This window comes from Burkholderia sp. Ap-955, assembly GCF_011753045.1.
Taxonomy (GTDB): Bacteria; Pseudomonadota; Gammaproteobacteria; order Burkholderiales; family Burkholderiaceae; genus Burkholderia; species Burkholderia lata_D.
The window spans coordinates 90,624-103,715 of record NZ_VWWH01000009.1 but is presented as its reverse complement, the minus strand read 5'-3'; the positions used below and the strand labels follow the sequence as shown (position 1 = coordinate 103,715).

The following is a 13,092-nucleotide window of genomic DNA, read 5'->3' as shown; positions in this document are numbered from 1 at the left end:
GGTATCGGATGTGAAGAAGGTGTGAAACGGACGGAGCCGCACTGCGCGAGGCCGGACAGCCCATGCGCGCGATGCGCTCCGGAATTCAAAAGCGGGGCCGCGCGCATACAGCGTTGGGCCCCGCAAACGGCTTCCATCATACCATCGCGCGTGCGCCGTCCCGACCGTCGCCGGGTTTGTCCGGTGCCGGCGCGGCACGATGGACCCGGCTCGACAGCAGCGTCGCCAGCACGATGCACGCGCCGCCCGCCCACTCGCGCGCGGTCGGCAGCTCGTTCGCGAACACCCATGCCGACAGCGCGGTGATCACGATCTCGAACAGCATGATGATCGACGCACGGTTCGCCGGCACGCGCGCCAGCCCGTATTGCACGAGCAGGTTGTTCGACGCCATCGTCACGCCGATCGCGACGATGATCAGCGCGGCCGTGCCGAGGTGGCCGCCCGCCGGCGCGGCCGGTATCCCCTCGAACAGCGACGCGATCGCGCCGAACACCGCCGCGCCGCCGAACAGCGTCGCGGTACGCATCTCGGCGCGCATCTCCGGCAGCTCGCGGCTCGCCTTGATCACGAGCACGTTGCTCATCGCAAAGCTCAACCCGGCCGCGAGACCGGCCCATTCGGCCGGCGTGGCCGGCAGCGGCAGGCCGAGCGCCGGCGACCACAGCATCAGCATCGCGCCGCCGATCGACAGCGCCGCGAGCCCCGCGCCGGCCCAGGTCAGCCGCTCGCGCAGCAGGAAGTGCGCGTAGATCGCGGTCCATGCTGGGGTCAGGTAGAACAGCAGCATCACGCGCAGCACCTCGCCGTGGATCGTGCCCCACACGAACCCGAGGTTCGTCACGCCGGCCGTCACCGCGATGCCGGGCAGCACCCAGTGCCAGCGCAGCGTCGCGATCGTGCGGTGGCGCGCGACGATCACGAACAGGAAGGCAACGAGGCTCGTCAGCGCGCTCGCCAGCGTGCCCGTCACGCCGAGCGACGCCAGGATCCGCAGCGGATACCAGATCAGGCCCCATACCGATGCGCCGATCAGGATGGCCAGCGTCGGCAGGCTGCCGCGTACCGCGTTATTCATTTGGTTCGATACCCTTTATTCGACCGGCCCGGCCGCCGTTCCGGCAGGCCGTGACCGCATTCCGTCACGCTATAATCGTCCGTTGCGACCCGCGCGCCATCAGCGCCCGTTCGCAGCCGCGCGGCGCGCCCGCCGCTTCTTTCGCTCCAACCGGCCGCGATGGCCGCTTCGCCCGTGAACCCTCGACTCGACTCGCTCCAGCCCTATCCCTTCGAAAAGCTGCGCGCCCTGTTCAAGGACGTGACGCCCTCCGGCGCCCTCAAACCGATCAGCTTCGGCATCGGCGAGCCCAAACATGCGACCCCGGCGCTGATCCGCGACGCCGTGGTGGCCGCGCTCGACGGTCTCGCGTCGTACCCGGCCACCGCCGGCTCGGACGCGCTGCGCACGTCGATCGCGCACTGGCTCGAGCGCCGCTACGGGCTGCCGGCCATCGATCCGGCCACGCAGGTGCTGCCCGTGTCGGGGTCGCGCGAGGCGCTGTTCTCGCTTGCGCAGACGGTGATCGACGCCCGCCCGGCCGAACAGGGCGAGAAGGCGATCGTACTCTGTCCGAATCCTTTCTATCAAATTTACGAGGGCGCGGCGCTGCTGGCCGGTGCCGAACCCTATTTCGCGAACAGCGACCCGGCCCGCAACTTCGCGTGCGACTACGCATCCGTGCCGGACGAAGTCTGGGCGCGCACGCAACTGCTGTACGTGTGCTCGCCGGGCAACCCGACGGGCGCCGTGCTGACGCTCGACGACTGGCGCGAGCTGTTCGCGCTGTCCGACCGCCACGGTTTCGTGATCGCGTCCGACGAATGCTATTCGGAAATCTATTTCGACGAAGCGGCGCCGCCGCTCGGCGGCCTCGAGGCCGCGCACCGCCTCGGCCGCGGCTTCGAGCGGCTCGTGATGCTGTCGAGCCTGTCGAAGCGCTCGAACGTGCCGGGCATGCGCTCGGGCTTCGTCGCCGGCGACGCGGCGCTGCTGAAGAAATTCCTGCTGTACCGCACGTACCACGGCGCGGCGCTGTCGCCGGTCTGGCAGCACGCGAGCATCGCCGCGTGGAACGACGAGGCGCACGTGCGCGAGAACCGCGCGCTGTACCTGCAGAAGTTCAATACCGTCACGCCGATGCTCGCCGACGTGATCGACGTGAAGCTGCCCGACGCGGCGTTCTACCTGTGGGCCAACGTGTCGCGCACCGGGCTGTCGGACACCGAGTTCGCCCGCCGCCTGTACGCCGACTATAATGTGACGGTTCTGCCCGGCTCGTACCTGGCGCGTGATGCGCACGGCACGAATCCGGGCCGCGATTTCATCCGGATCGCGCTCGTCGCGGGCACCCCCGAATGCGTCGAGGGCGCGCAACGCATCGTCGATTTCTGCCGCTCTCTCGCGCGGTAATCGTCCATCCGATCAATTCCATCCATCTCCTGCGAAAACGAACATGTCGCAACAACTTCAGCAAATCATCGATACCGCCTGGGAAAACCGCGCCGAGCTGTCGCCGAAGGCCGCACCGGCCGACGTCCGCGAAGCCGTCGCGCACGCGATCGAGCAGCTCGACAAAGGCGCGCTGCGCGTGGCCGAGAAGATCGACGGCAACTGGACCGTGCACCAGTGGCTGAAGAAGGCCGTGCTGCTGTCGTTCCGCCTGGAGGACAACGCGCCGATGCCCGCCGGCGGCTACTCGCAGTTCTACGACAAGGTGCCGTCGAAGTTCGCGAACTACACCGCCGAAGATTTCGCCGCGGGCGGCTTCCGCGTCGTCCCGCCGGCCATCGCGCGCCGCGGCTCGTTCATCGCGAAGAACGTCGTGCTGATGCCGTCGTACACCAACATCGGCGCGTACGTCGACGAAGGCACGATGGTCGATACGTGGGCAACGGTCGGTTCGTGCGCGCAGATCGGCAAGAACGTGCACCTGTCGGGCGGCGTCGGCATTGGCGGCGTGCTCGAGCCGCTGCAGGCGAACCCGGTCATCATCGAAGACAACTGCTTCATTGGCGCACGCTCGGAAGTCGTCGAAGGCGTGATCGTCGAGGAAAACTCGGTGATCTCGATGGGCGTGTACCTCGGCCAAAGCACGAAGATCTACGACCGCGAGACGGGCGAAGTCAGCTACGGCCGCATCCCGGCCGGCTCGGTCGTCGTCGCCGGCAACCTGCCGTCGAAGGATGGCTCGCACAGCCTGTACTGCGCGGTGATCGTCAAGAAGGTCGACGCGAAGACGCGTGCGAAGGTCGGCCTGAACGAGCTGCTGCGAGGCGACTGATGGCGAAGCCGCACACCGTGGTCGTCTACGGCATTCCGAACTGCGACACCGTGAAGAAGGCCCGCGTGTGGCTCGACGATCACGGCGTCGAATTCGAGTTTCACGACTTCAAGAAGCTCGGTGTCAGCGCACCGCTCGTCGAGGACTGGCTGAAGGACGTGTCGCTCGACGCGCTCGTCAACAAGCGCGGCACGACGTGGCGCGGCCTGGACGACGCGATGAAGGCGGCCGCCGAAACGAAGGCCGGCGCGGTCGCGCTGATGATCCACAAGCCGTCGGTCATCAAGCGCCCCGTGCTGGTGGTCAACGGCCGCGTGAAATCGCTCGGCTTCGCGGCCGATCAATACGCGGCGCTGTTTGCCGCATAGGGCTGCCCGCGCTGCGCCTGTCGGCGCAGCCCGACGTCTTGTCGCTGCCGGCCACCGCGCCGGCATTTTTTATCGAAAGTGGTCCGAACCATGTCCGCCACCCTAGCCCTTACCGAACAGCTGATCGCCCGCGCGTCCGTGACGCCCGACGACCAGCATTGCCAGCAGATCATGACCGAGCGCCTCGCGGCGCTCGGCTTCGAATGCGAGACCATCGCGTCGCACGGCGTGACCAACCTGTGGGCCGTCAAGCGCGGCACCGACGGCCGCGACGGCAAGCTGCTCGCGTTCGCGGGCCACACCGACGTCGTGCCGACCGGCCCGCTCGAGCAGTGGAGCTCGCCACCGTTCATCCCCGCCCATCGTGACGGCAAGCTGTACGGCCGCGGCGCGGCCGACATGAAGACGTCGCTCGCGGCGTTCGTCGTCGCGTCCGAGGAATTCGTCGCGGCCCATCCCGGCCACCGCGGCACGGTCGCGTTCCTGATCACGAGCGACGAGGAAGGCCCCGCCACCGACGGCACCGTAAAGGTCGTCGAGCTGCTCGAAGCGCGCGGCGAACGCATGGACTACTGCATCGTCGGCGAGCCGACGTCGACCAACGAGCTCGGCGATGTCGTGAAGAACGGCCGCCGCGGCTCGATGTCGGGCGAACTCGTCGTCAAGGGCGTGCAGGGCCACATCGCGTATCCGCACCTTGCGAAGAACCCGATCCACCTGCTCGCGCCGGCGCTCGCCGAGCTCGCCGCCGAGCAGTGGGACGAAGGCAACGAATACTTTCCGCCGACCACCTGGCAGGTGTCGAACCTGCACGCCGGCACCGGCGCGACCAACGTGATTCCCGGCCACGCCGACCTGCTGTTCAACTTCCGCTTCTCGACCGCCAGCACGGTCGAGGGCCTGCAGGCACGCGTGCACGCGATCCTCGACAAGCACGGCCTCGAATACACGCTGAAGTGGTCGGTGAGCGGCCTGCCGTTCCTCACGCCGCGCGGCGAGCTGTCGGGCGCACTGGAAAACGCGATCCGCGCCGAGACCGGCATCACGACCGAGCTGTCGACCACGGGCGGCACGTCGGACGGCCGTTTCATCGCGCGCATCTGCCCGCAGGTGATCGAGTTCGGCCCGCCGAACGGCAGCATCCACAAGATCGACGAGCACATCGAAGTGCGCTTCGTCGACCCGCTGAAGAACGTGTACCGCCGCGTGCTCGAACAACTGATCGCCTGATGGAGCCTCGCATGACGACACCTTTTGTAACTATTCGCGACCTGCTGCGCTACGCGGTCACGCGCTTCTCGAAGGCGAAGCTCGCGTTCGGCCACGGCTCCGACAATGCGTACGACGAAGCGGCCTACCTCGTGCTGCGCACGCTCGACCTGCCGCTCGACACGCTCGAGCCGTTCCTCGACGCGCGGCTGCTGCCCGACGAAATCGCGGCCGTGCTCGCCGTGATCGAACGGCGCGCGACCGACCGCGTGCCGGCCGCGTACCTCACGCATGAAGCGTGGATGCACGGCCACCGCTTCTACGTCGACGAACGCGTGATCGTGCCGCGCTCGTTCATCGGCGAACTGCTCGACGACGGGCTGCAGCCGTACGTCGCCGACCCCGAGCAGGTCGGCGCGGTGCTCGAACTGTGCACGGGCTCCGGTTGCCTCGCGATCCTCGCGGCGAGCGCGTTCCCGAACGCCGAGATCGATGCGGTCGACCTGTCCGACAAGGCGCTCGAAGTCGCCGAGATCAACGTGCGCGACTACGGCCTCGAAGACCGCATCGCGCTGCACCGTGGCGACCTCTACGCGCCGCTGCCTGCGTTCCGCACCGATCCGGGCTCGCGCTATGACGTGATCCTGACGAACCCGCCGTACGTGAACGCGTCGTCGATGGCCGCGCTGCCGCCCGAGTACCGGCACGAGCCGGAAATGGCGCTCGCGGGTGGCGATGACGGGATGGACATCGTGCGACGTATCGTCGCCGAGGCCCATCGCTGGCTGCACGACGACGGCGTGCTCGTCGTCGAGATCGGCAACGAGCGCGAACACGTCGAAGCCGCGTTCGGCGGCCTCGAGCTCACGTGGCTGCCCACCAGCGCGGGCGACGACGCCGTGTTCCTGATCCAGGCGTCGGACCTGCCCCGCAAGGCCTGAGCCTGTCCGGCTCGCCCGCCGTGCGGTGCACCGTTGCGCCGCACGGTTGGGTAAGATGCGCGTAGGCGGCCGCCCGGCCGCACGACCTCAGGAGTCCGTCACGCGCCCATGACCCTCGACTGGCTACATCTCGGCACCCTGATCCTGACCATCCACGTGCTCGGGATCGTCGCGGCATTCCACGCGATCATGAACACGCGCACGTCTCAAGGCGCGATCGCGTGGGCCGTCTCGCTCGCGGCCATGCCGTACCTGACGCTCATTCCGTACCTGTTCCTCGGCCGCAGCAAGTTCTCCGGCTACGTCGACGCCCGGCGCCACGAGCTGGAAATGTTGCGCATGCACACACCGCGCTCGCCCTGGCTCAGCACCGACGCGACTGACGGGCCGGCCGCCGACGCAATCGGCCAGGCCGCGGTGCTCGCGCTCACGCGGCTCGGCGGCATGCCGTTCCTCGGCGGTAATTCGGTGCGCACGCTCGTGAACGGCGACGCGACGTTCTCGGCGATCCTGGCGGCCATCGACGCCGCGCGCGACTACGTGGTGGTGCAGTTCTTCATCGTGCGCGACGATGCACTCGGCCGGATGATGCGCGACTCACTGCTCGCGCGTGCGGCAGCGGGCGTGCGCTGCTGCCTGCTGTACGACAGCATCGGCAGCTTCGACCTGCCGCACAGCTACGTCGACACGCTGCGCCGGGGCGGCGTGGAGGTTCACCCGTTCGCGACCAACCGGACGTTCGTCAACCGCTTCCAGCTCAACTTCCGCAACCACCGCAAGATCGTCGTCGTAGACGGCAATCGCGCGTTCGTCGGCGGCCACAACATCGGCGTCGAGTATCTCGGCGCGAAGCCGCGCCTGTCGCCGTGGCGCGACACGCACATCGAGATCCGCGGCCCGGTGGTCGCCAGCATCCAGTACGTGTTCGCCGAAGACTGGCACTGGGCAACGCAGAAGCTACCGCCGCTCGCGCTACCGCCGCCCGCACTGCCCGGCGACAACATGCATTGCCTCGCGGTGCCGATGGGCCCGGCCGACAAGCAGGAGACGGGCTCGCTGTTCTTCGTCGAGGCGATCAACGCCGCGCGCGAGCGGGTCTGGATCACCACGCCGTACCTCGTCCCCGACGAAGCCGTGATCTCCGCGCTGAAGCTCGCCGTGATGCGCGGCGTCGACGTGCGCATCCTGATCCCGAGCCGGCGCGATCACTACGTGGTATTCGAGGCGTCGAAGCTGTACGCGCGCGACCTGGTCGATGCGGGCGTCAAGGTGTTCCGCTACCGGCCCGGCTTCCTGCACCAGAAGGTCGTGCTGATCGACCGCATCGCGGCGGCGATCGGCAGCGCGAATCTAGACAACCGTTCGTTCCGCCTCAATTTCGAGATCATGGTGCTGACCGTCGATCGCACGTTCGCCGACGAAGTCGAGACGATGCTCGATGCCGATTTCGCGCAGGCGTACGAGGTCGATGCGAGCGAATACCGCCAATCGCCCGCCTGGCGGCGCATCGCGATGCACGTCGCGCGATTGTTCGCACCGATCCTCTAACGGCCGGGACGGCGGCGGCGCCCGTGCGACCCGCACCGGCGCCGTGAACGCCGCCGGCAGCCGTCACAGCAGCTTGTCGATATCCGCGGCGATTTCCTCCGGCTTGGTCGACGGCGCGTAGCGCTTGACGATGCGCCCATCACGATCGACCAGGAATTTCGTGAAATTCCACTTGATCGCCTTGAGGCCGAGAATGCCGGGCGCCTCGTCGGTCAGGTAGCGGTACAGCGGATGCGCATGGTCGCCCTTCACGTCGATCTTCGCGAACATCGGGAACGTGACGCCGTAATTGCGCTCGCAGAACGCGCCGATCTGCGTGGCGTCGCCGGGCTCCTGCTTGCCGAACTGGTTGCACGGGAAGCCGAGCACATAGAAGCCGCGTGCCGCGTACTGGTCGTACAACTTCTGCAGGCCCGCGTACTGCGGTGTGAAACCACACTCGCTCGCGGTGTTGACGATCAGCAGCACCTTGCCGCGATACGCATCGAGCGACGCCGGCGCGCCGGCAAGCGTCTCTGCGCTGAACGAATACAGGGTGGACATCGGGCACTCCTTTTACGAAACCGGATCGACGTGGAGTCTAGGCGAAATTGCCCCGTTGCGGCATCCGCCGAACGGCCAATGCCCGGCGCGAGCGGCGCGCAGTCTAGAATAGCGGTTTTGGCCAGTCATTTCCGCCGTGATCCGTTTCAATCAGTTCAGCCTTGCGCGCGGCACCAAGCCGCTGTTCGAGTCGACCTCCTTCGTGCTCAATCCCGGCGAGAAAGCCGGCCTGATCGGCGCGAACGGCGCCGGCAAGTCGACCCTGTTCTCGGTCCTGCGCGGCGAGCTGCACTCGGACGGCGGCGATTTCTCGATGCCGCCGTCGTGGCGGATCGCCCATGTGTCGCAGGAAACGCCCGCGGTCGACCGCTCGGCGCTCGACTACACGCTCGACGGCGACGCCGCGCTGCGCGAGATCGAGGCCCGCATCGCCGCCGCCTCCGCCGCGCATGACGGCGCCGCCGAAGCCGACGCGCATGCGGCGTTCGCCGACGCCGACGGCTACACCGCGCCTGCCCGCGCCGAGGCGCTGCTGCTCGGCCTCGGCTTCACGCTCGCGCAGACGCGCGAATCCGTCGCCAGCTTCTCCGGCGGCTGGCGCATGCGCCTGAACCTCGCGCAGGCGCTGATGTGCCGTTCCGACCTGCTGCTGCTCGACGAACCGACGAACCACCTCGACCTCGACGCGATCGTCTGGCTCGAGGATTGGCTGCACCGCTACCCCGGCACGCTCGTCGTGATTTCGCACGACCGCGAATTCCTCGATTCGATCTGCAATGTCACGCTGCATCTGGAAAACCGCCAGGTGAAGCGCTACGGCGGCAACTACTCGCAGTTCGAAGTGCTGCGCGCGCAGCAACTGGCGCTGCAGCAAAGCGCGTACGAAAAGCAGCAGAAGACGATCGAACACCTGCAGAGCTTCGTCGACCGCTTCAAGGCCAAGGCGACCAAGGCCAAGCAGGCGCAGAGCCGGATGAAGGCGCTGGAAAAGATGGAGCTGATCGCGCCCGCGCACATCGCGTCGCCATTCACGTTCGAATTCCGCACGCCCGATGCCGCGCCGAACCCGATGATGGTGATGGAAGACGTCCGCTGCGGCTACCACGCCGACGGCGGAGCGGAAATCCCGATCGTCGAGCGCGTCGCGCTGTCGATCCAGAACGGCCAGCGCATCGGCCTGCTCGGTGCGAACGGCCAGGGCAAGTCGACGCTGATCAAGACGCTGGCCGGCACGCTCGCGCCGCTGTCGGGGCACGTGCGCGACGGCAAGGGGCTGACGATCGGCTATTTCGCGCAGCACCAGCTCGAAACGCTGCGCGAAGATGATTCCCCGCTCGCGCATCTGGCACGGCTCGCGCCCGACACGCGCGAACAGGAGCTGCGGGACTTCCTCGGCGGCTTCAACTTCTCGGGCGACATGGCGACCACCCCGGTCGGGCCGTTTTCGGGCGGTGAAAAGGCACGCCTCGCGCTCGCGCTGATCATCTGGCAGAAGCCGAACCTGCTGCTGCTCGACGAACCGACCAACCACCTCGACCTCGAAACCCGCCATGCGCTGACGATGGCGCTCGCGCAGTTCGAAGGCACGCTGATCCTCGTCTCGCACGACCGCCACCTGCTGCGCGCGACGACCGACCAGTTCATGCTGGTCGCGAAGCACCGGCTGCAGCCGTTCGACGGCGACCTCGACGACTACCGTGACTGGCTACTGCAGCACGCGGCCGAGCAGCGCGCCGCCGCGAAGGCCGACAGCGCGGCGGCGGCGGGCGCGGGTGCCGCGGCCAACCGCAAGGACCAGAAGCGTCAGGCCGCCGAGGAGCGGCAGCGCCTGTCGGTGCTGAAAAAGCCGCTGCAGACGCGCATCACGAAGCTCGAAAAGGAAATGGAGACGCTGCACGCGGAGAAGGCGCGCCTCGACGCATTCGTCGCCGATCCGGCGAGCTACGAGGCCGAGCGCAAGACGGAACTGACCGATGCGATCCGCAAGCTCGGGGACGTCAACACGCGTCTCGAAACGGTCGAGGCCGACTGGCTCGCCGCGCAGGAAGAACTCGAGCAGATCGGCTGACCGCCGTCGCGGCACGGCTAGCCGAAACGCCGGCCAGCCCGGCGTGCCGACTGGCTCCGCGGCATCGCAGTACCTCGACAGACCATCGGGCCGTGGGCGGGCCCAGATACGACAAGGCCGGGCGCGCCGGCCCGGCCTGTTCATTCATTACCGCAGTCACCCGATTCGCCGCGTTGCCGGCTCAGCGTCGCGGCAACGTGTCGCGCGGCATCTGCTCGTCGTCGCCCATCAGGTGCCGGCGCCCTTCGGTTGGCCGCCGGATCGCCGCAGCGACTTCCGCTTCCGTCACGTCCTCGGACACGACCTTGCGCGCCAGGCGCCCCTCGTCGTCGATCCATTCGACGATCCGGCATCCGCCGCCCCAGGGCTGGCGGATCGGCTCCGACACGCGGCAGCCACGCAGGTTGTAAAGGCGTCCGCTCGGCGCTTCCCCATACGATTTCAACATAGGATCCCTTCGCATTGCGCGGTTCGACAATCCGGCAAAGGATAGGGAAAAGCGATGTCCGTCGGGTTACAGGAGCCTACATCTTCTTTACAACGAATTACGCGACAGAACGCACGCACGCATGGGCGGGCGCCTTCCGGGCCGGTCACTCGAGATCGCGCACGCGGTCGATCGCCTGTTCGAGCCGATCGACGGCCATCACGTTCAGCCCTTCGATCGGCTGCTTCGGCGCATTCGCCTTCGGAATCAGCGCGGACGTGAAACCGAGCTTCGCGGCTTCGCGCAGCCGTTCCTGCCCGCGCGGCGACGGCCGGATCTCGCCCGCCAGCCCGACTTCGCCGAACACGATCAGCCCCTTCGGCAGCGCCTTGTTGCGCATCGACGAATGGATCGCCAGCAGCACCGCGAGGTCGGCGGCCGGCTCGGTGATCTTCACGCCGCCCACGGCATTGAGGAACACGTCCTGGTCGAAGGCCGCGATGCCCGCGTGCCGGTGCAGCACCGCGAGCAGCATCGCGAGCCGGTTCTGCTCGAGGCCGACCGCGAGCCGGCGCGGGTTCGGCACGTGCGCCGTATCGACGAGCGCCTGGATTTCGACGAGCAGCGGGCGCGTGCCTTCCTGCGTGACGAGCACGCACGAGCCGGGCACGACCTGCTCGTGCTGCGACAGGAACAGCGCGGACGGATTCGCGACGCCGCGCAGCCCGCGCTCGGTCATCGCGAACACGCCGAGTTCGTTGACCGCCCCGAAACGGTTCTTGAACGCGCGCACGAGCCGGAACGACGAATGCGTGTCGCCTTCGAAGTACAGCACGGTGTCGACGATGTGCTCGAGCACGCGCGGGCCGGCCAGGTTGCCCTCCTTCGTCACGTGCCCGACCATGATGATCGCGGTGCCCGACTGCTTCGCGATGCGCGTGAGCTGCGCCGCGCACTCGCGCACCTGCGCGACCGAGCCCGGCGCCGATGTGAGCGCTTCCGAATAGACGGTCTGGATCGAGTCGATCACGGCCACGTCCGGCCGTTCCGTGTCGATCGCGGCCTGGATCTTCTCGAGCTGGATCTCGGCGAGCAGCTTCAGTTCATCCGCCGCCGCACCGCCGTCGAGCAGCGCAAGCCGTTGCGCGCGCAACGCGATCTGCGCGGCCGACTCCTCACCGCTGATATAGAGCGCGCGCCGCTCGCTCGCGATATCCGCGAGCGACTGCAGCAGCAGCGTCGACTTGCCGATGCCCGGATCGCCGCCGATCAGCACGACGCCGCCCGGGACCAGCCCGCCGCCGAGCACGCGGTCGAATTCGCCGATGCCGGTCGAGAAGCGCGGCACGTCGGCCGCTTCGATGTCGACGAGACGCTGGACGGGCGCCCGCTTGGCGAGCGACTGGAAACGGTGGGCCGACGGCGCCTCGGCGGCCGATTCAACCAGCGTGTTCCAGGCCTGGCACGACGGGCATTGGCCCTGCCACTTCGGGGTCTGTCCGCCGCACTCGCTGCAGACGTATACGGTTTTCTGTTTGGCCACGCGCGACGCCCTTATTCCGCGCGCACGGGCACGCGGCCGGCGACCGCGCACATCAGCTCGTAGCCGATCGTGCCGCAATGGCGGGCGACGTCGTCGATCGGCAGCGCGTTGCCCCACAGCTCGACGCGCGCGCCGACGCCGGCCTGCGGGCACGGGGTCAGGTCGACGGTGATCATGTCCATCGATACGCGACCGACGATCCGCGTGCGGATGCCGTCGACGATCACCGGCGTGCCTTCGGGCGCGACCCGCGGATAGCCGTCCGCGTAACCGCACGCGACCACGCCGATCCGCATCGGCGCCTGTGCGGAGAACGTCGAGCCATAGCCGATCGCCTGGCCCTTCCCGATCGTCTGCACCGCGATCAGCTCGGACGCAAGCGTCATCGCGGGCTTCAGCCCGGTATCGGCGATGTCGGACGACAGCCCGGACGGCGACGCGCCGTACAGCACGATCCCCGGGCGCACCCAGTCGAAGTGCGTGTCCGGATGCCACAGCACGGCCGCGGAGTTCGCGAGGCTGCGCGCGCCGGCGATGCTTTCCGCGCCGCGCTCGAACGTCGCGAGCTGCTCGGCGACGCCGCGCTCGTTGTCCGCGTCCGAAAAATGGGTCATCAACGTGATCTGGCCGATGCCGGGGCATGCGCGGGCGCGCTCCCAAGCGGCGCGGTATTTTTCCGGCTGGTAGCCGAGCCGGTTCATCCCGCTGTTCATCTTGAGCTGCACGTTGACGGGCTTCGACAGCCGCGCCGTTTCCAGCATCCGCATCTGCTCGTCGTTGTGGACGGTCGTCGTCAGGCTGTAGCGGTCGATCACGTCGATGTCGGTCGAGCGGAAGAACCCTTCGAGCAGCAGGATCGGGCCGGCCCAGCCGAGCTCGCGCAGCTTGACGGCCTCGTCGAGGTCGAGCAGGCCGAAGCCGTCGGTGCCGCGCAGGCCGGGAAACACACGCGCGAGACCGTGACCGTACGCGTTGGCCTTGACGACCGCCCAGACCTTGGACGGGCCGGCAAAGCGGCGGACGACGGAGAGATTGTTCGCGAGAGCGGCGGTATGGATGGTGGCGGAGATCGGGCGCGGCATGGGAAATTTACGTAAAGACGCT

Annotated in this window: 12 protein-coding genes; 7 read left to right on the top strand and 5 right to left on the bottom strand. The window is 67.9% G+C overall.

Features of this window, described 5'->3' with window-relative positions:
* Nucleotides 1-136 precede the first annotated feature (136 nt).
* Nucleotides 137-1,078 carry a DMT family transporter gene (locus F3J15_RS08135; protein WP_089484159.1) on the bottom strand — a complete coding sequence of 314 codons (942 nt, stop codon included), beginning with the start codon at nt 1,076-1,078 and terminating at the stop codon, nt 137-139.
* 159 nt (nt 1,079-1,237) lie between these two features.
* Between F3J15_RS08135 and dapC the strand changes: the two genes are divergently transcribed.
* The 6 genes from dapC (at nt 1,238) to cls (ending at nt 7,407) form a co-directional block, all read left to right on the top strand.
* Nucleotides 1,238-2,470 (top strand): succinyldiaminopimelate transaminase, encoded by a 1,233-nt coding sequence (gene dapC / locus F3J15_RS08130; RefSeq protein ID WP_166889605.1) that lies wholly within the window; start codon nt 1,238-1,240, stop codon nt 2,468-2,470.
* A gap of 43 nt (nt 2,471-2,513) precedes the next feature.
* Nucleotides 2,514-3,341 (top strand): 2,3,4,5-tetrahydropyridine-2,6-dicarboxylate N-succinyltransferase, encoded by an 828-nt coding sequence (gene dapD / locus F3J15_RS08125; protein WP_006478479.1) that lies wholly within the window; start codon nt 2,514-2,516, stop codon nt 3,339-3,341.
* The gene (locus F3J15_RS08120) at nt 3,341-3,709 is read left to right on the top strand and encodes an ArsC family reductase (protein WP_011352471.1); all 369 of its coding nucleotides are present in this window, start codon (nt 3,341-3,343) and stop codon (nt 3,707-3,709) included. Before dapD ends, F3J15_RS08120 begins: the two co-directional genes overlap by 1 nt.
* 90 nt (nt 3,710-3,799) lie before the next feature.
* Complete coding sequence (gene dapE / locus F3J15_RS08115) at nt 3,800-4,939, top strand: succinyl-diaminopimelate desuccinylase (protein WP_166889602.1); 1,140 nt, start codon at nt 3,800-3,802, stop codon at nt 4,937-4,939.
* Nucleotides 4,940-4,950: 11 nt separating this feature from the next.
* Nucleotides 4,951-5,859 (top strand): 50S ribosomal protein L3 N(5)-glutamine methyltransferase, encoded by a 909-nt coding sequence (gene prmB / locus F3J15_RS08110; RefSeq protein ID WP_166889599.1) that lies wholly within the window; start codon nt 4,951-4,953, stop codon nt 5,857-5,859.
* 108 nt (nt 5,860-5,967) lie between these two features.
* A complete protein-coding gene (cls, locus tag F3J15_RS08105; RefSeq protein ID WP_089445876.1) occupies nt 5,968-7,407 on the top strand; it encodes a cardiolipin synthase in 1,440 nt (479 codons plus the stop codon).
* A 63-nt stretch (nt 7,408-7,470) separates the two neighbouring features.
* Here the strand turns inward: cls and F3J15_RS08100 are convergent, their stop codons facing one another.
* On the bottom strand, nt 7,471-7,950 hold the full coding sequence (locus F3J15_RS08100; protein WP_039342668.1) for a glutathione peroxidase: 480 nt from the start codon (nt 7,948-7,950) through the stop codon (nt 7,471-7,473).
* Nucleotides 7,951-8,086: 136 nt separating this feature from the next.
* Between F3J15_RS08100 and F3J15_RS08095 the strand changes: the two genes are divergently transcribed.
* Nucleotides 8,087-10,018 carry an ATP-binding cassette domain-containing protein gene (locus F3J15_RS08095; protein WP_166889594.1) on the top strand — a complete coding sequence of 644 codons (1,932 nt, stop codon included), beginning with the start codon at nt 8,087-8,089 and terminating at the stop codon, nt 10,016-10,018.
* Between the two features lie 181 nt (nt 10,019-10,199).
* On the opposite strand, the gene F3J15_RS08090 is transcribed toward F3J15_RS08095, so the two are convergent.
* The 3 genes from F3J15_RS08090 to alr form a co-directional block, all read right to left on the bottom strand.
* On the bottom strand, nt 10,200-10,466 hold the full coding sequence (locus F3J15_RS08090) for a DUF2866 domain-containing protein (RefSeq protein ID WP_039342663.1): 267 nt from the start codon (nt 10,464-10,466) through the stop codon (nt 10,200-10,202).
* Between the two features lie 145 nt (nt 10,467-10,611).
* On the bottom strand, nt 10,612-11,988 hold the full coding sequence (radA, locus tag F3J15_RS08085; protein WP_069248291.1) for a DNA repair protein RadA: 1,377 nt from the start codon (nt 11,986-11,988) through the stop codon (nt 10,612-10,614).
* Between the two features lie 11 nt (nt 11,989-11,999).
* Nucleotides 12,000-13,070 carry an alanine racemase gene (gene alr / locus F3J15_RS08080; protein ID WP_069248292.1) on the bottom strand — a complete coding sequence of 357 codons (1,071 nt, stop codon included), beginning with the start codon at nt 13,068-13,070 and terminating at the stop codon, nt 12,000-12,002.
* Between the last annotated feature and the right edge of the window lie 22 nt (nt 13,071-13,092).